The sequence below is a fragment of the Bacillus cereus group sp. MYBK15-3 genome (assembly GCF_051916765.1).
GTDB classification, from domain to species: domain Bacteria; phylum Bacillota; class Bacilli; order Bacillales; family Bacillaceae_G; genus Bacillus_A; species Bacillus_A cereus.
In genome coordinates, this window is the sequence record NZ_JBQAHG010000001.1 from 1,147,114 (window position 1) to 1,167,741 (window position 20,628).

A 20,628-nucleotide genomic window follows, 5' to 3' on the forward strand; every position below is an offset into this window, starting at 1 on the left:
CCCTACTATTCAATATAGGCAATTTGATCCACAACAATTTCTGGTGCTAATTCGCTAATACAAAGTACTTGTGCTTCCACTTGATAACGTTCTAGCAGTCTTACAATCGCAAATCTAAAATCTTTTCTACGTGTTAATAACACTGGTTCTCTTCCCATTAAACGTGCTTGTTTAAAGACGCGCTGCACTTGCTCAACGACACGTGTTTCTAAATCTAAATCCCAGTTTAATAAGTAACCTTGATATGAATTATTCACAACATCCGCATCTAACTCGATTGAATCAGAGAAGAGCGCTGCATATATTTTTCCGTCTGGATTTTTCGCATTTTCACAAATAACTTTTGAAATACATTCACGAACAAATGATGTCACACCGTCAACGTGGTTTTGATAAATTTCTTTGCCGTCAATAATACCTTCAATAATTGTTGGTAAATCACGAATAGAAATACCTTCTTTTAGAAGTTGTTTAATAACATTTTGAACGAGTGATAAATCAATTTCTTTCTTCTTAATCTCTTCTAATAGAACGCCATTATCATTTTCAAGCGAATTAATTAAGTCTTTTACATGTTGGCGCTGAATTAATTCGTGAAGATTACGTCTAACGACAACATCTAAATGTGTAATTAATATGCTAAGTGGCTCTAACACTTGATAGCCTTTCATTTGTGCATCTTGCACCATATGCTCTAAAATCCAATATCCATCTTCACCGAAAATTGGATCTTTCGCTGGCTCTGCATCTAAATCAGCCATTACGTTTGGCGTTTTCAATGCTAATAAATAACCTGATTTTAAAACACCCTCAGCCGCCTTCGCACCTTTAATTCGAATAATGTAACGTCCGCGTGGTCTAAAACTCGTATTATCTTTAAAGTTAATTCCAGGAACGTTAATACCAAGGTCAGTAATAATTGACTTCCTCATAAGAACAACTTTATCACGCGCTGTTTCCCCGTTAATTTTTTGCTTTACAAGTGCTGCTAAATCTAAACCGAGTTCTACTATAATTGGATATTTATCCGTAAATACTCCAAATGAATCTTCCACTTGTTGCAGTTGCTCATCTTCGCCTTGAATCATTTCTATTTCTTTTTGAAGCTCGTCTTCTTTTTCTTTCTTTATTCGATTTTTATTACGAATGCCCAAGAAGATAATCGTTCCGCCAACGAGTGCGAATGGTAGAAACGGTAGCGGAGTAAAAATACCCATTGCGATAAACAAACCACCGAGCGCATATACAACAACTTCATGTGCTAATAACTCTTTAAAGATTCCTTCCGTTACCGTATCCGGTGAACCATCAAATACACGCGTTACGATAATACCTGTTGAAATCGCAAGCATTAACGAACCGATTTGGTTTACGATTCCGTCACCGACAGTTAACTGTGTATAATGAAGAGCCGCATCTGCAAAGCTCATTCCTTGCTGCATCATTCCGACAATTAAACCGAAAATAATGTTTACGAATAAAATGACAATCCCGAAAATAACGTCCCCTTTAATGAACTTCCCGGCACCATCCATCGCTCCGTAAAACTCTGTTTCCATATTTAATTTTTTTCGTTTTGCTTGTGCATCTTTTTCTGAAATAATACGCTGGTTTAAATCAGCATCGATAGACATTTGTTTCCCTGGTAAAGAATCAAGTGTAAAACGAGCTGCTACTTCAGCTGTACGCGATGCACCGTTTGCAACGATAAACTGGAATATGATTAATACTGTAAAAATAACGATACCAATTAATAAGTTTCCGCCAATTACGAACTGGCCGAACTCTTCAATAACATGACCGGCATTTCCGTCTGTCAAAATCGCTCGCGTCGTCGAAACGTTAATCGATACGCGGAAAATCCCGATTAATAACAACATCGTCGGAAATGACTTTAATTCATCCCACTCGTTAATACTTGTCGCTCGCATATAAATAAGTACTGACATACTTAGTAGAAAAACGATAATGATATCAAGTATAAATGGTGGAAGTGGAATTAAGAGCGCCACTACGAATGACGCTGCTAAAAAGATAGAAAAATAGGTTCTTGCAGAATCTATCTTAAACAAAGAGATCTCCTCCAAACGCGCTATTATACTTCAAGTTCGTTCGTCTGAATTAAATAGCGCATAACTTCAATTACAGCTACGTATAAATCTTCTGGAATCGTCTCATCTTCCTCGACTTGATAATATAAAGAACGAGCAAGCGGACGGTTTTCCACCATTGGTATTTCTTGTTCACGGGCAAGCGTTCGTATATATAATGCGAGCTCATCTTCCCCTTTTGCAACGACAATTGGTGCTGCATCAACGTGTTTATTGTAACGAAGTACGACCGAAATATGAGTCGGGTTGTTTACAATAAACGTTGCGCCATCCATCTTCTTCGCAATTGTTCCTTGCAAGATTGCATGCATAAAGTTTTTTCGTTTCCCTTTAACTTGCGGGTCCCCTTCATTATCTTTATGCTCTTGTTTCACTTCTTCTTTTTTCATCTTAATATCTTGCTCGTACTCCCATTTTTGATAAATGAAATCAATAATAGAAAGAACGATTAAAATAATTAAAATTGCTAAGAAAATAAATTTAATTTCCCTAATAATTTCAGTAAGTGATGCAGTCCAGTTAAATCCAATCATACTGACAATTTTCTCTAAATTCTTTTTAAAGAGAACGTAAGCGACGTAACCGATTAATCCCATATAAAACAGTGATTTCAAAATATCTACTAAACTTTTACGACTAAACAGTCTCGTAAAATAGTTTTTCGGATTAATACGTGACGCTTTCGGTTTAATGACTTTAGAAGAAAATAGGAAGCCGACTTGAATCATATAATTGAATAAATGAAAAGCGTATACGAGTATTAATATCGGAGCTGATACTTTCAGTAATAAAATCCCCATTAAATAAAAATACTCGGTTGAATCTGTATTTTTTCCAATTTGATCAAACAGCACCGCTACGGAATTTGCAATCTCATACCCTAGCCAATCTCCGAAGAAATAAACGACAACTGCTAATACGAGAATGGAAAATAAATTATTTAAATCTTTACTCCGGGCAATATTCCCTTCTTCACGCGATTTTTTACGCTTCTGCGGGGTGGCCTTTTCTGTTTTATTATCCTTTGCCATGCGCGTCCCCCTACTTCGTTAAGAAAAAGTTAAATAGTTTCGTATATTCTTCAAGTAATACATCCGTCATATTTTTAAACACATAACCGAGCATCGGTACACTCATCGCAATAAACAAAATACCACATGTAATTTTAATTACGTATGCATTCATAAAAACGTTTAATTGCGGAGCGTTTTTTGCAATTAAAATTAGAACAAAGTTAATGATGAATAAACTTCCCATAAGCGGAAGAGCAATTTCAACCGCTGATGTGATCGCAAATAATAGCGTTGCGAGTAGACTATCTAAGAAACTAGTCGTCAGCAATTTTGAAATCGCCTCTGTATATTGAAACGACTTTAAAATCGTGGCAACGAAATAATTAATGCCGCCAAGTGAAATAAAAATAATGAGAAAAAATATATCAAAAATGGTTGATAGTAAAGTAGACTGTGAGCCCGCATTTACATCAAACAAACTTGCTTGTGATAAACCGATATCAAAGTCTAAAATATGCCCGGCCATTTTCGGAATGTTCCACAGCATTTCTACAATTTTTGAAAGTGATAATCCAATTACAATTTGCGTTCCTGCATAAGCTGCAACGTCCCAAACTGTCTTGATGTGAGAGACATCTACTTGATCAGCCACTGTAATTGAAAGAGCAAGTCCAACAGTAACCTTCGCCATTGCTGGAATGGATCGGCCTGAGAAAAACGGTAAAAAATATAAAAATGAAGTAATGCGACAAAACGCAAAAAACGTTGCCGCCCATAATTCCATATTCATTTCAGTTCACCTATCTTAGTACGAACGCAATAGCGATGGGATTTTATCAAATAAATCTAAAATAAGCATCGTTAACTCTTGGAACATCCACGGACCTAAAATGATAATAACGAGCACAATACTCGCCATTTTCGGTAAAAACGTCAGCGTTTGCTCTTGAATTTGCATCATTGCCATAATAACCGCGATAATAATAACGACAATCAGACTTACAACGGCAATCGGCATTAAAATCATAACCCCTTTATAAAAAAAGGTTTGGAAAATATCTATAATTGGTGACGTATTCATTTATATGACTCCTATCACATAGCATCAAACGCTTCAGGCGACCGTCTTAAACATAATATCGACAATTTTTGTATATCCACCTAAATATACGAAAACGAGTATTTTAAACGGTAAACTTAAAATCATCGGCGGTACCATCATCATCCCGAGGTACATTAAAAGTGTACTAATAATCAAATCTATAAATACAAACGCTAAATAAATGAACATCCCTGTTAGTAAACCTTTTTGAATTTGCGTTAACGTAAAGGATGGTACAAGTGTAAATAAGGAAAGATCTTTCAAATCTTTCGGCAACTCTTCTCCGCGTACTTTCAGCATCATTTTCAAATCATGCTTATACGTATGCTTTGACATATATTCTTTCATAATAGGAGCTGTCGTTTCCGCAGCTTGGCTTACTGTTATTTTCTCTTTCGTCATCGGATCCCACACATCGCTCTTCAGTTGCCCGAGTACAGGCTGCATCGTAAAGAGTGATAAAAATAATGCAAGTCCAACAAGCACTTGGTTTGGTGGTAAATTCATTACCCCAAGTCCTTGACGTGTAATCCCAAGAACGATCATAAAATAAGTAAAATGTGTAAATAATAGAACGATAGAAGAAGATAATGATAAAAGGGTAACGAGCGCAAATAGTTGTACACTTGAATTACTCGTAAACTCTTTTCCATTTTCGAAATTAATAAAACCGTTCGGGGCCGCATACGCTGGATTTACAAAAATAATTGAAAAAACGATAGAAAATACGAAAATAACGGCTAATAATGATAACTGTTTCTTTATTCTCATGATGGATCCTCTACTTTTTTCGTTTCAGTCTTCACCGCGTCTTCTAGTGCTTGTTGAAACTGATTTCCTGTTCCGGTTAATTGCACAGACTGCACACCGTTATTACTAATAACAGTGAACACTTGCTTTCCGTCCACTTCAAATAAAAAGGCACTCGTTTGATGATTTAAATACACGCCGTCTTTTACTTGAATATGGCCATTTTCACCCTGCTTAAAAAACTGCTGTTTGCGCGTCTTTTTCGTCATATAATATGCACCGTAACCGAGCGCACCAAACAGTAAAACGACTTGAAATAAGGTCGTCATATACGACATATGACTCCTCCTCTACTCTTTATCTTGCATTTGACTTTGGGCTTTCATAAGCGCCGCTTGTTTCTTATCAGCTTCAATTTCAGAAATGATAATACCGAATTTCTCGTCCATTACGATTGCTTCACCGATGCCGACTTTCATATTACTTAAATACACATCTACTTTATGTCCTAAGTTTTTCTCTACTTCCAGAACATCGCCAACTTTTAACTGCTTTACATCACCAAGTGTAATAGATGACTTTCCAAGCTTTACACCGAGTTCAATCGAAATATCTGAAACAGTATCAATATGTGCCTTACCTGCTTCATTTCGCTTTCCTGCAAAATCTTCTAATCCCATTAATGACACGGGAGATACTTCATGCTTCATATGGATCCTCCTACTCTACAAAACTTTTAAATAGGAGCGCCTTACGCGTTCCATCTTTTCCAATAAAACAATTAAATTTATGCTTTCCATCTACATAACCAAGTAATTCATCCGAAACTTTCGTATGAAGCGGAATAATATCGCCTTCTTCAATTTGTTCAATCTCACTCATTGTCATTTTCTGCTCACCAATTGCAACGTGAACAGGTTTGTACACTTGATTTACTTTCACTTCCACTTCAGACGTATACTTTTTACGTTTATCTGAAGAATGTTCGACAATATTTTCAGACGTTAACTTATCCATAATTTCTTCAACAGATAAGAATGGAATTCCGATACGCACCGTCGTATTCCAAAAATCTGTTTTCATATTTACGTTAAGTAATGAAATAATATCGCTCGCTGTCGTAATCTTTAGTGCATTCGGATCTGTTTCTGTCGTTACAAATTTCGGTTCAATCGCAACAACACTTTCAAATGATTGCTCTAAATTTTTACAAAGAAGCAAGAATATATTATCAAGCGTTAAAAACTCAAACGCTGTTAACGGTCTACGCATCGTAAAGTTACGTTTACTATCTCCACCAAGCCAACATTCATGAATATAAATAACGAATGCTAAATCAATCTCAATAACAATTTCTCCAAGCTCTGGTAAACCGAGATCAATTACGCAATATAAATAATAATCTTTCGGCATCTTCTCCACATACTCACTCGTAAATGGAACTTGCTCAACTGTTGAAGGTTCTAGTTCAATCGGAATACGCATACGCGCTGATAACGTCTGTGACGTCTGCTTTCCAAACGTAGAAGCAATCGCTTGCAAACTACGTAAATGCTCAACACCGAACTTCTCTGGTCTATTAAAATCATACTCTTGAAATTTCTCTTGCTTTCCTGCTTCTTGTGCGAAAGCTGGCATTTCCTCGCCTTCATTTACCGCCTTCAGCAGGGCATCAATTTGCTCTTGGCTTAATTTTTCGCCACTCATGACAATCCCCTTCCCTACCTTTTCAATTCAACGATTTCAACGTACATCTTTCCATTCTTCGTCAAAATCTTTCCGGTTCCAATCTCTTCATTCTCAAGCATAAGACGCACCGTATTTTTCGTTGAATTTTCAAGACGATACAATGTACCTTTCGTAATATGAAGCAGATCTTCAATTTTCTTTTTCGTATTTCCGATTTCAAAATAAATTGTTAACGGAATATCATCTTGTAATTTCAAATCTAGCCAACTCCCATATCATGTTCACGAAAATTTCATGTTCTCTCTATATATGAAACTTCTTATTTTGAAACGTCGATATTTAATATTTTTTTAATATATCCTTGCGTTTCTTTAAATGGCGGTACGCCTCCGTACTTTCTCACATTACCAGGACCAGCATTATAAGAAGCAAGCGCCAATACTAAGTCGCCGTTATTTTTCTTTAAATAACCGCTTAACTCTTTCACGCCACCTTCAATACTTTCAGCTGGTGAAAAGGGATTCTTCACACCCATCTCCTTCACATTCGCTGGCATAAGCTGCATAAGACCCATCGCACCGGCATGTGACACCGTTTTCGGATTAAAATTAGACTCTACTTCAATCATTTTTTGAATTAACGTTTTCGGAATTCCATATGTACGACTTACTCGATCAATAATATCCTCATACTTCCCTTCATTGGAAGAACGTATTTTTTGAATATTATACTTCTTCGTTAATTCCCACGTATCAGCGGCCTCATTTTTCGTTTCTGGGAAACGTCGTTCAAACTCTTTTTGCGCAACTTGCACTTCATCTGCTTTCTTCGTTTCAGCCTTTTCTTCAGGCTTACTCGCTTCCTCTACTTTATTAATAGTTTCTGCCGGTTTATTAACAACCGCTTCTATTTTCGTAGATTGTACCGGCTGACTCATATCTTCTACTTTTGCCGGCTGCGTAGTTTCTTTCGTCTCCTTCGCAGGTTCACTCTGCAACTTCTCTTGAAAACGACTACTAACGAATGCTTGTGGACTACTTAGCTTTTGCTGAATTTGCCCTTTCTTATATGCAAGCACTTCTTTTACTATATTTCCAACTATCATAATATCACCTTTTCGGTAAACAAAGATAATCTAATATTAGAGTTTTTTTTTAAAGTTTGCAATAATCCTTTTAATAATTATGTAATAAAAAAATGAATATATTGTTAAACTGTTATTTTTTTATATTTATTAATTCGAATTTTTAGTTGACACCCGTTGTGGCAAGGATTACAATAAATCTCGAAATTGATTTTTTCGCATATTACCGTTTTTCAATTTGCAGAAAAGTCAATATAAAAAAATGGGGGTTTCTTAACATGAGAATTAATACAAACATTAACAGCATGCGTACTCAAGAGTACATGCGCCAAAACCAAGCTAAAATGAGCAACGCTATGGACCGTTTATCAAGCGGTAAACGTATCAACAACGCTTCTGACGATGCAGCAGGTCTTGCAATCGCAACTCGTATGCGTGCACGTGAAAACGGTTTAGGAGTAGCAGCTAACAACACACAAGACGGTATGTCTTTAATCCGTACAGCTGACTCAGCTTTAAACTCTGTATCTAACATCTTACTTCGTATGCGTGACCTTGCAAACCAATCTGCAAATGGTACGAACACTGGTGATAACCAAAAAGCATTAGATAAAGAATTTTCTGCATTAAAAGAACAAATCGATTATATTTCTAAAAACACAGAGTTTAACGATAAGAAGTTATTAAATGGTGATAATAAAACTATTGCTATTCAAACTTTAGACAATGCAGATACTACTAAACAAATCAACATCAATTTAGCTGATTCTTCTACTTCTGCATTAAAAATTGACAAATTAACAATTAGTGGTTCAACAGCTATTGCTGGAAAAACAGAAACAGTTACAATTACTGCTGAAGACATTAAAGCTGCAGATGCAGACATCAAAGAATTCGATAAAGCTCAACAAGGTCTAGCAGACTTAGTAAAAGAGGTAAAAGAGACTGATGGCACTGTAAAAACACCAGGTAGTACTCCTGCTGCAATTAACAAAGCTGTTACAGATTTTACACAATCATTCGAAAAAATCAAAAAATTCATGAATGACGAAGATATTGCAAAAGTTCAGGCAAAAATTGAAGCATTCGATGCTAGTAGCCCAGATGTAGACGCGGCTAAGGAAATCGGAAATGCATTTACAGCTGGTATGAAACCTGCTGAAGGAACAATTACTAAATCTGTTATGAAACCAAATGCTTCTGATGCAATTAAATCAATCGACGAAGCTCTAGAAACAATCGCTTCAAATCGCGCAACTCTAGGTGCTACATTAAACCGTCTTGACTTTAACGTAAACAACCTGAAGAGCCAATCTTCTTCTATGGCTTCAGCTGCTTCTCAAATCGAAGACGCTGACATGGCGAAAGAAATGTCTGAAATGACTAAGTTCAAAATCTTGAACGAAGCTGGTATCAGCATGCTTTCTCAAGCAAACCAAACTCCACAAATGGTTTCTAAATTATTACAATAAGCCATTTGAGTTAGTTTCCTGAATAAACCTCTCTGCTTGCGGAGAGGTTTATTTTTTCTATATAGATAGATTATTTATAAAACTTTCTTTTTTATGTGGAAGAGAGCATCTGCGGCGCATAGAAGCGGTTAGTGCTTATCTTGATCCCCTCTTATGCTAAAACAAAAATAGCAAATAAGCATAAGCCTTTTTATTTTTTCATAGCCGTTTATTAGCTTTAGAACACTAACTATATCAATCTATAAGGAGTTTCTATTATGCGTATTGGTACGAATGTTTTGAGTATGAATGCTAGGCAGTCGTTGTATGAGAATGAGAAGCGTATGAATGTGGCAATGGAGCATTTGGCGACCGGTAAGAAGTTGAATCATGCTTCTGATAATCCTGCTAATATTACAATTGTGACTCGTATGCACGCGAGAGCAAGTGGTATGCGCGTGGCGATTCGTAATAATGAGGATGCGATATCGATGCTTCGCACGGCAGAAGCTGCACTTCAAACTGTGATAAATATTTTGCAGCGTATGCGTGATTTAGCCGTTCAATCCTCAAACGGTACAAATTCAAATGCAAACCGTCATTCACTAAATAAAGAGTTTCAATCTTTAACAGAACAAATTGGCTATATTGGCGAAACGACTGAGTTTAATGATTTATCCGTATTTGACGGTCAAAACCGTCCTGTTACATTAGACGATATCGGTCATACAATAAATATGACGAAACATATTCCCCCTTCCCCTACACAACATGACATCAAGATTTCAACGGAACAAGAAGCAAGAACGGCAATTCGTAAAATCGAAGAGGCTTTGCAAAGTGTGTCATTTCATCGTGCCGACCTTGGTGCAATGATAAATCGTTTACAGTTTAATATTGAAAATTTAAATAATCAAAGTATGGCGTTAACAGATGCTGCATCTCTAATTGAAGATGCAGACATGGCGCAGGAGATGAGTGATTTTTTAAAGTTCAAATTATTGACTGAAGTTGCACTTAGTATGGTTTCACAAGCGAACCAAATTCCGCAAATGGTCTCTAAACTACTACAATCATAAAAATGAATCTTCCTTCTTTGGAACGATTCCATACAAAACAAAAGGGAAATACATATAAACTATGTATCTCCCTTTTATTTTGTACCCAAATTTTATTACTGTGTTACCGTCATAACTTGTCCGCTACGGTCAACCATTATTTTCATTTTACCATCTTGTGCATTATATAGACCTAGTTTATGTAATTCCATTTTACAATCTTGTACGAAAGTTGGTAATTTACGAATTTGATCGATATCAGAACTTGTAATGAAATGAATTAAAAGCTGCGTCATACCTTTAATATCTTGTACAAGCTCTTCTTTCTCTCGTTTTAGCCTTTCATTTTCCAGTTGTAACGACTGCAATTCACCTTCTAGACTACGTGTATTCTTTGCTTCTCTAGAACGCCCTGCTGCCATGCTAGAAAGCTTATAAATACCTTCCATAAACTGATGTAGTTCGTCTTCTTTCCTTTCACTACATTGATTAATTGTTTCAAAGTTATCAACGATACCAGATATAACTGTTACAAGACTTTTTTCATCCTCTTTATGCTGGATTTCTTCTTTTAATTCGTACTCGTTTTCTTGTTTTCTTGCAGCGATTGTCTCTTTTACTGGTATATATTTTCGCTTTCGTCCTGGTTTTTGTTTTTCAATATTTTCAAACGGTATTTCACGTTTTTTTAATTTATAATACGTATTTTGCAATTGACTTTCTGTTTTTGGAAAAAGATTTAGTTCATTTTTACTTACGTATTTTGAAATACTTAAAATGTTTAAACCGTGACGTTGACAAAATTGATACACTTCATACAGTAGCTCTAGTTCAGACTTCAGCCATGTAATTGCTGATTTTTCATATGCTCGCATCCCGCCATTTTTTTCTATATCTATTTGAAATAATACCATTCTATTATGTAAATCAACTAATTCTTCATACTTTACTTGGAATTCTTTTTCTATTTTTTTAAATTCCACCTCTAGTTGCATATCGTTCATTTTATTATTTGACATGTTTTGCAAAAGACCTAATACATTAATTGCTGTGTGGTGATACATAATCTGTGCCACTCCCCCTCATCCTTTCACAATTCTCATCTGACTCCCATGTCTTTTAAGAAAATAGCAATTTTTACATATCCATATTATAACAGTTCGAAATTATCTGTCAAATAATAAACATACAAAAATGTATAGAAAGTATAAAAATTTGGAAAATGTTTTTTTATTAATATGCAAAATTGCATATTAATTACATTTAATTATATTATATGGTATTTTGAATGTTTTTTCACCGAAAAAATTTGCGTTACCACGAAATATTACTAAAATAAAAATCGAAAATACGTTTGCTTATATTTTTAAATCAAAAATCTCTAAATAAAGATTATTCACACATACAGCGACAAACACCCAAGAAACCTTTCATTTTTCCACCAGCTTAAAGTATAGAATACTAAAAAGGAATTAGCCATATGTAGCATTGGCTAATTCCTTCCTCTCTCTAACAGAATAGAGTTATAAACCCAGTCTTCAAATCCTCAATCAAAGTCTCACTTCTTCTTACCTAAAACTACTTCATACCTCTGAACTCACATCGCATGGGACTCTATTAAGCACTGAAAAACTTCCTTACATAAGTAGTTCCTCTATTCCTACTAAATAGAAAAATGTTATACACCAGCTCTTCTACTTACCTATAACCACTCCATATATCTGATCTCAACATCGCATAGGGCTCTATTAAGCACTGACCGCTCAACACTTGGCTAGAGCTTCTATTCCGGCTAAATAGAAGCTTTTAAAGCACTAACTTATCAACTAAACCAATTAGCTCTTGAATATCTGGCTTACTTACTTGAGCATTTGCTCCTACAGCTTCACCTTTATGGAATAATTCATTTGTAATTAATGAAGAGAAAATAATGACTGGTAAACGATTCATTACTTCACTATCCTTAACCACTTTCGTTAAATGATGTCCATCCATTTTTGGCATTTCAATATCCGTAATTAGCAAGTGAATATGCTCAAACATTTTTTCGCCTTGCTCTTTCGCTAATTTTTCAATTTGCGCTAACGCTTCTGCACCATTGCTAAAGAAGTTCATTTTTGTATATCCAGCTGATGATAATGTTTCTTCTAATATTTGGCGAAGCATCGCTGAATCTTCTGCAATGTAAATTACTTTTTCAGCTCGATCTGTTTTTTGTTCTAATCCTGCAATTGATTTATTGTCATAACCAGTGCCGCTAATTTCACATACAATTTTTTCATAATCTAATAGTAAGATGATTTTTCCATCTAGTTTTACAATACCAGATGTCGTTTCTTCTAGTCCCATAGATAATGAAGCTGGTTCATCAATTTGTTCCCATGAAATACGTTGAATACGATGCACTTCATCAACGCGGAAAATAACTTTCATTTGGTTTAATTCTGAGATGATAAATTTCGTTTGATCAAGTGGCTTTGTTGACTTTAAATTAAGAGCCATCGCTAAGTTAATAACAGGTAAAATTTCACCACGTACTTGAACAACACCTTCAACTGCATGATGAGATTCTGGCACAGTTGTAACAGGGAATGGATTAATGATTTCACGTACTTTCATTACATTAATACTAAATAGGTTTTCACCAACAGTGTACGTAACAATCTCTAATTCATTTGTTCCGCTTTCTAATAAAATACTTTGTGCTTGTGACATAAAGGTGTCGCTCCCCTTCCATTAATTCCGTATATCTAATTATTAAGCTTTATAAAAGAGAAAAAGTCAACTACCTATATAAAAAATATAGATAGTCGAACAATTCATTTTATTAAAAAACAATTAATCTTGTATAAACGAAGCAAGTGCTTCTAATAACACTTCCTGCGCTCCTACAATTTCCGTCGGCATTGCTTCCCATTTTTTCGAAAGCTCTGTCTCTACTCTTATTCTCAGCTCAGAATTCATTTCTGCTAGCACATATTCTTTCGTTGCTATATCAACATCAAGTAGCGCGAGTGCATATAATTCCGGGTCATTTATTTTTTCGAATAATCGCTTTAATACTACCGGTGCTATATGTTTTAATTTTTCAATATGAATTTCCTTATCCGAAAATAGTAACTCATATTGAATAAACGTAACATTTTCTTTAATCACTTTAAAATAACAATTATTTTTTTTATCATTCACAAAATAACCGTTTGGATCTGCGATAATACTTTCTACTTTACGAATTAAATCTGGCAAACTATTCGCCGCCATTACAGTCCGCTGCTCAACCTCACTCGGCGAAATGAATGTAACGCGATACTTATTTTGCGCCATCCTCCTCACCTCTCCTTTTATAGAAATTCAGTCTAATCGTATATACAACTACCTTAAATTAACTTAAAACTATTTTATATTACCACTTCTTACACTACCACACTACTCTAGTAACGCTACATATCTCTGGTCTTACACATCGGTCGGGACTCTATTAGGCACTAACCGCTCCAAAACATCGCCAGGTCCTCTCTCAAAACCTAAAAAGTGCTTTTAAGAACCTTTCAATAACTCTATGTTATTAAACCAAAACGCTATCTGCTGATCCGTAATATTTGGCAACATAACAAAAAACTCACGACACTTCATCTCATCCTTAAACAGTTGATACTTCCAAACACTATCGCTACCAACACTTATGAAATAAAACTCATGGATACGGCCAATGATCGCTTGTTTTTCGCCAAATGAATACGGAGGCACTTGCTTAATTTCAAATTGATCTGGTAAATATACATGCTCTTCTCGTTCTATTTTTAATACTTGCTCGGCAAGTTCACGTTTATTTTCGAAAAAAGGCAATTGTAAAATTCGCTCTTGTCTTGTCATACGAATAAAAAACCCTTTCTACTCCATTACATTTTTTCCATGCGATATATTATCGAATTAAGTTTACAACTTCATTTAATACTTCATCTGAAACTTTAATTACTTTCGCATTTCCTTGGAATCCGCGTTGGTATAACATTAAGTCAACGAATTCTACAGATAAATCTACGTTTGCACCTTCTTGTGCACTACCACGTACTTTTCCTGCTCCATTTTGTCCAGATGCACCAAGAGCTAAAATACCCGTCGTATTCGTCGCTGTATAGTTACCATTACCAGTTTTCATTAGTCCGCCTTCATTCGGGAACATCGCAACAGCTAATTGGCCAGCAGCTTTCATGCTTCCGTCAGAATATTTTACCATCACATATCCACCATCAGCAATGAAGCAATCTTTAACAGTCGCCGCCGCTCTACCATCTACGCCTGTTACTGATAATGTTTTATCTGTTGGATGATTCGTTAAATTACTTAAGTCTAGTTTTATATTGCCGCCATTAAATGGAATATTAGCTGCTTGCTCTTTCGGACTTGGATTTCCAACAGCATCAAATGCCATATTACCGCCTGCACCTTCAACATCCTTAAACCCTTCTTTTTTCGAATCATTGCGCATCTGTACTTTATATGAATAATTATGTTCGCTCGTTTGTGTAAACTCCACACGCATCGTCCAAGTGTTACCAGCATTATCATATATAGGTATCTCTTGTGAGATTGCTTTTGCATCAGCTGGAACATTCCCTCCAACTACACCTTTTGATGTTCGAATACCACCAATTGCCGTTCCCATTGGAATTTGCAACGGTCCTGGAATCCCAGATAAATCAACTTCACCAGTTGCCTCATTTGCAGGGTATGCAAATACGTATTGACCTTCAGTATTCGTAATATAGTAATCTGAAGATATCCCAAACGTACCTTTACGAGTAAATTCCATATTTCCGCCTTTTGAATCACCTACAACGAAGAAACCATTACCTTCCATTGCTGCTTGTGTTTTACCACCTGTTAACGTAATTGTACCATCACTATAATCGGTAACCGTTCCGCTCAATTTTACACCGTTACCGATACTTTTTGGGTTTGTTCCAGCATATTTATCATCGGCTTTTGCACCAATCGAATTGTTATATAGTAAATCATCAAACATTGCTTTTTGTTTTTTATAACCTACTGTTTGTGCATTGGCAATATTATTTGAAGTTACACTTAATGCATTTTGTGTTGCATTCATCCCTGTAATACTTGTATATAACGCTTTAATCATAACGTATGGACACTCCTTATGAATTTGTAGTTTTTACTTCTTCAGTTACTTTTTGATCGTCTTTCTTTGCGTCTTCTGGATTCGTTTCCCCAATCGGTTTATCAGACACTCTCTCAACGAAACGAAGAGAGACAACTTTATTATTAATAACGAGCTGTACATCGTTATTTTCCGCAAGACGAACCGTTTCTACTTGACCGGTTACTTTGTTTCCGTCACCGTCAACACCTCTTACGTATTTCCCTAAAAACTTCATTCCACCATCAAGTGCTGTTGAATACATCGTTGATTGCAGCTTATCTACTGCTTTCGTCATATTCTGTACTTGTTCCATAAGAGATAACTGCGCTGTCTGATTCATCATTTGATTCATATCCATCGCATTAAATGGATCTTGATGTTGGAAACTTGATAAAAACAATTTTAAGAAATCATCTTTCCCCATTACCCCAGGAGTCTTTTGCGCTCCTGCTGAAACTCCATTACTTTGTTGCACTGGCGATTGTACACCATTAACAGGTACATTACTTTTTTGCGCTCCTGCTTGTAACGGAATATGATTTGTACTCGTTGTATTTAATCCAACTGTTGGCACGCTTTATTCCTCCAATAATCCCGCAAATTCTGTTGATTGTTGTTTTTCATGATTTGTATTTGCTAATTTCTGTTTTTGCCTTTGCTCTTGTTCTCGCTGTTCTTTGCGATTTTCATCTTTATCTGAATAGCTAATTTGAATATTGATTTCTTTTTCTTTTAACTTTAATCTCAATTCATCAAAAATGATTTCAACACGTTTTTTCGCATCGTGTTTTTCCATTTCTACGTGAACGTCAATTTGATCTCCGTGTTTTTTCATAAACACTGTTAATGTACCAAGTTTTTCTGGATTTAACTGGAATAAAACACGTTCTTGTTTCACTACAAATTTTTGCAGCGCTTCTACTTGCGCTTCCATTTTCTTTCCTAAGTCAGGTAATAAAACTTTCTCAGCACCACTATTTGATTTCCCTATTTGTTCGGTACTCGTCGTTTTATTTAATAATTCTGCACCTGCAGAGCTCGAATCGTTTAATGCATCAACTTCTGGCAACTCTACCTTTGCATCATCGCTCTCAAGTTTCGGAAGATCTACCTCTTTAAACTCTTCTTGTTCCTTTGCAATATTACAAGTTTCTGTTTCTACAACCTTCAATGCTTGCATCGTTTGCTCTGGCATCTTCATTTTGTCTAATACCATTTGCATTGTATCTTCTAAACATATAGCATTTTTGATATTCATATTTGAAAGAAGTTCTTGTAATTGTTGTAATTCAGCTGCAGGTAATTCATTAAGTTTAATATTGCCATATTCTTTATATAGCTCTTGTATTTTTTGTATGTATTGATATAACAATTCCGGCTGCACATGTAATTGCTCAATTGCAACCATTTGCTCAGATACAGCTAATAACAACTGTTCTGTATCTTTTTTTTCTTCTTTCTTTACAATTGGTTCTTCTTTCGTTACCGATGGTTTAGAAAGGTTATATTCTTTTTTCTCTTCTTTTGGTGCTTCTTCTCGTTTCGTTTTCTCCGTTTTCGGCTGCTTTTTATTTTCGATTCTCATCGTACGATCGAATGAAGAATCTTCATTTTTCGATTGTACTTCTAGCCCTTTTTCTTTTTGCGGAGGTAAACTTTGTTGCACCGGTAATACAGACTGTATCACTACATTCACCTCATCCATTCATACACATTTTCAAATCCAGAAGCATTTTTTCTTCCAGCTTTTCTTGTGCTTTCGCAAGCTTTCTGCAATCTTCTTGATACATCTCATCAATGACACGTTCTTTTTCTTTTACTTGCTCTAAAAGGCTTTCATTTTTTTGAATAAAACCTTCTGTTTTTTTAATTTTTCGATTCCATTCTTCTATTCTTTCAGGTGAAAACGTATGTGAAGAAAGCATGCCAGCCATAATACGTTGCCCAGTTTGTACGACTTTACTACGCGATTTCACAACATATAAATCATATTCTTTTTTTTGTTCTATTTTTCTTTTTTCAGCTGTTAATTCATACACTTCTTTTAAAATATGCTCTTTTTCTTGGTTTATTTGCAATTTTATTGTGTCGTACTGCTGTTTATCCACCTGTTTTCATAGCCCCTTTCTATTATAACGTTCTCTTTTTCTATTATATAGTTTTTTTCCAAAAAAATCTGTGAAATATTAAAAAACAAAAAAATAAGACCTCTTGGGCAGAGGCCTTATACTATATGCTGTATCGCTTCAACGATATCATCAAATGGAAAACTATCCGATCGACCTTGCTTTAAAAATGTATTTATACCTTCTACTTTATTTTTACATTCAAAAATATAAGCATTTTCTTCATTTTCTTGAATCGTTCCTAGCTTAAAATACAATTCATTTTCTTTATAAATTGATAAAATCTTTCTCATTTCATTTGCAAGTTGCCAATGATGTGGCGAAACAATTTCTTCCATAATCCTACTTACTGAATCTAATACTGAAATTGCAGGGTAATGACTAAGCGTTGCAAGCTCACGCTTTAATACGATATGTCCATCTAAAATACCACGTGCTAAATCTGGTACAGGACCATTTAAATCATCCCCATCAACAAGCACCGTATAAATACCTGTTATAGATCCCTTTTGTGTTTTTCCGGACCGCTCTAACAACTTCTTCATATAACTTTCCATTAACAGTGTTTTACCACCAATCGGTAACTCTTTAACAGCAATATCAACACTTCTTCGTGCATCGGCAAAACGAGTAACAGAGTCCATCATAAGTAATACGTTATTACCTTGATCACGGAAGTATTCAGCAATAGACGTTGCAAGTTTCGCTGCACGAAGTTGCATAAGATGACTTTCATCTGACGTCGCTACAACAACGACGCTTTTTCGCATACCTTCCTCGCCTAACTCTTTTCGAATAAAGTCTTTTACTTCCCGGCCACGTTCTCCTACTAAACTAATAACATTTATATCAGCTTTTGCATTTTTTGCTATCATTCCAAGTAAAGTTGATTTACCAACACCTGACCCAGCAAAAATACCAATCTTTTGACCGATACCAATTGTTAGCATAGAATCAATTGATTTTATTCCTGTTTCAAATACATCGGTAATCTCTTCACGTTCAAATGCATGTATAGGTGGTGCATCTAGTTTTATTTTCTGTAATGGAATGTTTTCAGCTTCCTCATTTAACACTTCACCATTTGCACTTAACACTTTTCCGAGCAAGTGATTACCACGTGGTACAACAACATCTTCTGAAACTAATGTCACTGAATCTCCATAACATACTTTTTCTGTCTGTTCAAATGGAAGTAGCATATTATTTTCCTTTTCAATGGCAATCACTTCACATAAGACGTTATGTTCTCCAACGAAGCAAACATCACCAATCTTCGCTTTCGGCCCTTTTGCTACGAAAAACTGTTCTTGTACACTATGAACTTTGCCTACTTTCGTATACAGCGGTGTTTCAATGAACTTATTCCATTTTTCGTTCTCATTCATTAACAGGCGGCTCATACATTTTGCTCCTCAAATAACTTCTCTTCTTCCCATTTCTGACGAAGTTTCACAAATATAGGTGCAAATTTAAATTCAAAGAATTCTTTCTCTTCTTCCAGAACAAATTCACCAAACTGCAGGGAGAAATCATATTTCCATTCTACTAATTGTAGTAACCAATATTCTTGCGTGTTTTCCTTCTCTTGTTGAATACGTTCAAACGTTTCTGGATGTACTGTAATGATTAATTTTTCAAACGAAGTTGGCAATGTTTGCACGATGCCAGTTAAAATAGGTAACACATCAAGCAATCGTGAATCTACCGCTTGATTCACGATTTTTTCTGCTAGATGAAAAGATTGATCCCATAATAACTCTGTCCATTCATATGCTGTTTCTTGTTGTTCTTTTTGAAATTGCACACGCGCTGCTTCCATCTGTTCCATTTGCTCATGAATATGCATTTGAAATTGTTCTTTATCTTGTAATAACTGCTGCCGCTCTCGTTCTAGCATTTGCTTCTCTTGCCTTAGCTGATTCATTTCCATATGTAACGATTCTTGCTGGGCGCGAAGTTCTGCATGATCAGCTTGTAATTCTTCCTCTTCAATTTGAACTGAAGCTGGTTTTGGAAATTGTAATTCATACGTTTCTTCAGAAAAAGAAACAGAATTCTTCGGAATTCTGTTTTTAAATAAGGACATCCTCTTCACCTCTTTGAACGATAATTCTTCCTTCTTTCTCTAGCTTTTTCACTGTACCAGTGATCGTTTGCTGCGCTTTTTCAGCATCCGTCATCTTAAGCGGTCCTAAGCCATCTAATTCTTCTAGAATCATCTCTTTACGGTTTGAAGACATACATGTAAATAATTTCTCTTTAATTTCTTCTTTTGCAATTTTAAGTGCTTTCGCAAGAACACCGTTATCTGTAATTTCTTCTAATACACGGCGAAGCGCAAGATCTTCAAGACCAAGTAAGTCTTCAAAGACAAACATATTTTCTTTAATTTTCTCAGATAACTCATAATCGACTTCATCCAGCTTTTGAAAGACTGTTTTTTCAACACCTCGTGAAACATTATTTAAAATATTTACGATTGTTTTCAAGCCATCAGTTTTATTAATTGCACTAAATGCCATATTATTTAATTTCGATTTTAACAACTCACCAATTTGATTAATTAACTCACCATCAACTTGTTCTAGTTTCGCTATACCCATTACCGTTTCAACGCGCTTATGATCTGGCAATCTCTCAATTAATTGAGACGCAAGTTGCGGTTTAATATAAGAAGCGATAATTGCAATTGTTTGTGGTGACTCATCATTAAGCACTGTAAGAAGTGGCTCTAAATCTGTAAGTGAATTTAAGAACTCAAACGGATTATCTTTGTTATACCAAAGATCTTCCAATAATTTTTCCAGTTCGTCTTCTGGCATGTTTTTAAATATGCGACGAATGTATTCTTTATCTGGAGTGACTAAGTTCAATTCTTTTACATTTAGTTCATATAAGAACTCTCCTAGTACATTTTCTAACGTTTCTGGTTTGTATACACGAAACTTTGCGATTTCACGAAGTAATACTTCTTTTTCCTCAGCTGTCATATATTCAATGACTTTTGCTGCCACCCCTTCTTCTAATGTACGAATAAGGATGGCAGCTTTTTCTTTGGAGGAGATTTCATCTAACAT

At 35.4% G+C, this 20,628-nt stretch carries 23 protein-coding genes; 2 read left to right on the forward strand and 21 right to left on the reverse strand.

Annotated features, from left to right (window positions below; genetic code table 11):
* Window positions 1-5 precede the first annotated feature (5 nt).
* From flhA to ACTFR8_RS05875, 10 genes are all read right to left on the reverse strand, one after another.
* Window positions 6-2,072 (reverse strand): flagellar biosynthesis protein FlhA, encoded by a 2,067-nt coding sequence (gene flhA / locus ACTFR8_RS05830; RefSeq protein ID WP_000472534.1) that lies wholly within the window; start codon window positions 2,070-2,072, stop codon window positions 6-8.
* 23 nt (window positions 2,073-2,095) lie between these two features.
* Window positions 2,096-3,142, reverse strand: a complete 1,047-nt coding sequence (flhB, locus tag ACTFR8_RS05835; protein ID WP_001030111.1) for a flagellar type III secretion system protein FlhB — start codon at window positions 3,140-3,142, stop codon at window positions 2,096-2,098.
* Between the two features lie 10 nt (window positions 3,143-3,152).
* Window positions 3,153-3,914, reverse strand: a complete 762-nt coding sequence (locus tag ACTFR8_RS05840; protein WP_001055718.1) for a flagellar biosynthetic protein FliR — start codon at window positions 3,912-3,914, stop codon at window positions 3,153-3,155.
* Window positions 3,915-3,929: 15 nt separating this feature from the next.
* Window positions 3,930-4,205, reverse strand: a complete 276-nt coding sequence (locus ACTFR8_RS05845; RefSeq protein WP_001098080.1) for a flagellar biosynthetic protein FliQ — start codon at window positions 4,203-4,205, stop codon at window positions 3,930-3,932.
* Between the two features lie 33 nt (window positions 4,206-4,238).
* Window positions 4,239-4,997, reverse strand: a complete 759-nt coding sequence (locus tag ACTFR8_RS05850; RefSeq protein ID WP_001220582.1) for a flagellar type III secretion system pore protein FliP — start codon at window positions 4,995-4,997, stop codon at window positions 4,239-4,241.
* Window positions 4,994-5,314: a hypothetical protein gene (locus ACTFR8_RS05855; RefSeq protein WP_000121178.1), complete on the reverse strand. Its 321-nt coding sequence runs from the start codon at window positions 5,312-5,314 to the stop codon at window positions 4,994-4,996. Before ACTFR8_RS05855 ends, ACTFR8_RS05850 begins: the two co-directional genes overlap by 4 nt.
* 12 nt (window positions 5,315-5,326) lie before the next feature.
* Entirely contained in the window at window positions 5,327-5,686 is a 360-nt protein-coding gene (gene fliN / locus ACTFR8_RS05860) for a flagellar motor switch protein FliN (protein ID WP_000680010.1), read from the reverse strand.
* A 10-nt stretch (window positions 5,687-5,696) separates the two neighbouring features.
* Window positions 5,697-6,683: a flagellar motor switch protein FliM gene (gene fliM / locus ACTFR8_RS05865; RefSeq protein WP_000012360.1), complete on the reverse strand. Its 987-nt coding sequence runs from the start codon at window positions 6,681-6,683 to the stop codon at window positions 5,697-5,699.
* 14 nt (window positions 6,684-6,697) lie between these two features.
* The gene (locus ACTFR8_RS05870; protein WP_000775712.1) at window positions 6,698-6,922 is read right to left on the reverse strand and encodes a flagellar motor switch protein FliN; all 225 of its coding nucleotides are present in this window, start codon (window positions 6,920-6,922) and stop codon (window positions 6,698-6,700) included.
* A 62-nt stretch (window positions 6,923-6,984) separates the two neighbouring features.
* Window positions 6,985-7,770 carry a lytic transglycosylase domain-containing protein gene (locus ACTFR8_RS05875; protein WP_078385178.1) on the reverse strand — a complete coding sequence of 262 codons (786 nt, stop codon included), beginning with the start codon at window positions 7,768-7,770 and terminating at the stop codon, window positions 6,985-6,987.
* Between the two features lie 257 nt (window positions 7,771-8,027).
* Here ACTFR8_RS05875 and ACTFR8_RS05880 point away from each other — a divergent pair, with 257 nt between their 5' ends.
* Window positions 8,028-9,221: a flagellin N-terminal helical domain-containing protein gene (locus tag ACTFR8_RS05880; protein WP_252209927.1), complete on the forward strand. Its 1,194-nt coding sequence runs from the start codon at window positions 8,028-8,030 to the stop codon at window positions 9,219-9,221.
* 257 nt (window positions 9,222-9,478) lie between these two features.
* Window positions 9,479-10,279, forward strand: coding sequence for a flagellin N-terminal helical domain-containing protein (locus ACTFR8_RS05885; protein ID WP_252209925.1), 801 nt, complete (start codon window positions 9,479-9,481; stop codon window positions 10,277-10,279).
* Window positions 10,280-10,374: 95 nt separating this feature from the next.
* Here ACTFR8_RS05885 and ACTFR8_RS05890 read toward each other — a convergent pair whose 3' ends face one another.
* The 11 genes from ACTFR8_RS05890 to fliG all read right to left on the reverse strand — a co-directional run bounded on the left by ACTFR8_RS05890 (window position 10,375) and on the right by fliG (window position 20,628).
* Window positions 10,375-11,322: a DNA-binding domain-containing protein gene (locus ACTFR8_RS05890; protein ID WP_046392543.1), complete on the reverse strand. Its 948-nt coding sequence runs from the start codon at window positions 11,320-11,322 to the stop codon at window positions 10,375-10,377.
* Window positions 11,323-12,064: 742 nt separating this feature from the next.
* A complete protein-coding gene (locus ACTFR8_RS05895) occupies window positions 12,065-12,973 on the reverse strand; it encodes a chemotaxis protein (RefSeq protein ID WP_000075943.1) in 909 nt (302 codons plus the stop codon).
* Between the two features lie 123 nt (window positions 12,974-13,096).
* Window positions 13,097-13,582: a hypothetical protein gene (locus ACTFR8_RS05900; RefSeq protein ID WP_000068301.1), complete on the reverse strand. Its 486-nt coding sequence runs from the start codon at window positions 13,580-13,582 to the stop codon at window positions 13,097-13,099.
* Window positions 13,583-13,795: 213 nt separating this feature from the next.
* Entirely contained in the window at window positions 13,796-14,131 is a 336-nt protein-coding gene (locus tag ACTFR8_RS05905) for a DUF3964 family protein (RefSeq protein ID WP_000198166.1), read from the reverse strand.
* Between the two features lie 49 nt (window positions 14,132-14,180).
* Window positions 14,181-15,401: a flagellar hook protein FlgE gene (locus ACTFR8_RS05910; protein ID WP_252209924.1), complete on the reverse strand. Its 1,221-nt coding sequence runs from the start codon at window positions 15,399-15,401 to the stop codon at window positions 14,181-14,183.
* Window positions 15,402-15,417: 16 nt separating this feature from the next.
* Window positions 15,418-15,996 (reverse strand): flagellar hook assembly protein FlgD, encoded by a 579-nt coding sequence (locus tag ACTFR8_RS05915; protein WP_001143462.1) that lies wholly within the window; start codon window positions 15,994-15,996, stop codon window positions 15,418-15,420.
* Window positions 15,997-15,999: 3 nt separating this feature from the next.
* Window positions 16,000-17,109 carry a flagellar hook-length control protein FliK gene (locus ACTFR8_RS05920; protein WP_252209922.1) on the reverse strand — a complete coding sequence of 370 codons (1,110 nt, stop codon included), beginning with the start codon at window positions 17,107-17,109 and terminating at the stop codon, window positions 16,000-16,002.
* Between the two features lie 10 nt (window positions 17,110-17,119).
* Window positions 17,120-17,530, reverse strand: coding sequence for a hypothetical protein (locus ACTFR8_RS05925; RefSeq protein ID WP_000360859.1), 411 nt, complete (start codon window positions 17,528-17,530; stop codon window positions 17,120-17,122).
* A gap of 116 nt (window positions 17,531-17,646) precedes the next feature.
* The gene (locus ACTFR8_RS05930; protein ID WP_000088691.1) at window positions 17,647-18,951 is read right to left on the reverse strand and encodes a flagellar protein export ATPase FliI; all 1,305 of its coding nucleotides are present in this window, start codon (window positions 18,949-18,951) and stop codon (window positions 17,647-17,649) included.
* Window positions 18,948-19,637, reverse strand: coding sequence for a FliH/SctL family protein (locus ACTFR8_RS05935; protein ID WP_252209921.1), 690 nt, complete (start codon window positions 19,635-19,637; stop codon window positions 18,948-18,950). The genes ACTFR8_RS05930 and ACTFR8_RS05935 overlap by 4 nt, the downstream gene beginning before the upstream one ends.
* Window positions 19,624-20,628: a flagellar motor switch protein FliG gene (gene fliG / locus ACTFR8_RS05940; protein ID WP_000883364.1), complete on the reverse strand. Its 1,005-nt coding sequence runs from the start codon at window positions 20,626-20,628 to the stop codon at window positions 19,624-19,626. The genes ACTFR8_RS05935 and fliG overlap by 14 nt, the downstream gene beginning before the upstream one ends.